This is a genomic window from Pseudomonas agronomica (assembly GCF_025917275.1).
Classification (GTDB): Bacteria; Pseudomonadota; Gammaproteobacteria; order Pseudomonadales; family Pseudomonadaceae; genus Aquipseudomonas; species Aquipseudomonas agronomica.
This window is the reverse complement of record NZ_JAOSHO010000926.1, coordinates 1-884: the sequence shown is the minus strand read 5'-3', so window position 1 is coordinate 884 and position 884 is coordinate 1. Positions and strand designations below refer to the sequence as shown.

Here is an 884-nt window from a genome sequence, read left to right as displayed (position 1 = left end):
GGCGAGGATGCAGATCTTGCCGTAGCGCAGCTGGCTCATGTCCTCGGCGCCCGGATCGACGCCGATGGCCACCGCGATGTTATGCACTTCCTGACTGGCCAGCACTTCGCTGCCGTCCACTTCCCAGGTGTTGAGGATCTTGCCCCGCAGCGGCAGGATCGCCTGGAACTCCTTGTCCCGCGCCTGCTTGGCCGAGCCACCGGCGGAGTCACCTTCCACCAGGAACAACTCGGAACGCATCGGGTCCTGCCCGGCGCAATCGGCGAGCTTGCCCGGCAGTGCCGGCCCCTGGGTGATGCGCTTGCGCTCGACTTTCTTGCTGGCCTTGAGACGACGACCGGCGTTGTTGATCGCCAGTTCCGCCAGGGCCAGGCCGGTTTCCGGGTTGGCATTGAGCCAGAGGCTGAACGCGTCCTTGACCACGCCGGAGACGAATGCCGCCGCCTCGCGAGACGACAGGCGCTCCTTGGTCTGGCCGGAGAATTGCGGTTCCTGCATCTTCATCGACAGGACGAAGGCAATGCGCTCCCAGACGTCTTCCGGCGCCAGCTTCACGCCACGGGGCAGCAAGTTGCGGAACTCACAGAACTCGCGCATCGCGTCGAGCAAACCCTGGCGCAAGCCGTTGACGTGGGTGCCGCCCTGGGCCGTGGGGATCAGGTTGACGTAGCTTTCCTGGACGCTTTCGCCGCCCTCGGGCAGCCACAGCAGCGCCCAGTCCACCGCTTCCTTGTTACCGGCCAGGCTGCCACAGAACGGCTCGTCGGGCAGGCGTTCAAAACCGCTGACCGCGTCCACCAGATAGGAGCGCAGGCCGTCTTCGTAATGCCATTCGACTTTCTCGCCGGTGGCCTTGTCCTCGAAACTGACCAGCAGCCCCGGAC

The 884-nt window shown here is 65.3% G+C and carries 1 protein-coding gene; it reads right to left on the bottom strand.

What is annotated here, in order from left to right; translation table 11 throughout:
* Positions 1 to 884: toprim domain-containing protein (locus OC610_RS28155; protein WP_264432925.1), on the bottom strand; the 884-nt coding region annotated here is incomplete at both ends.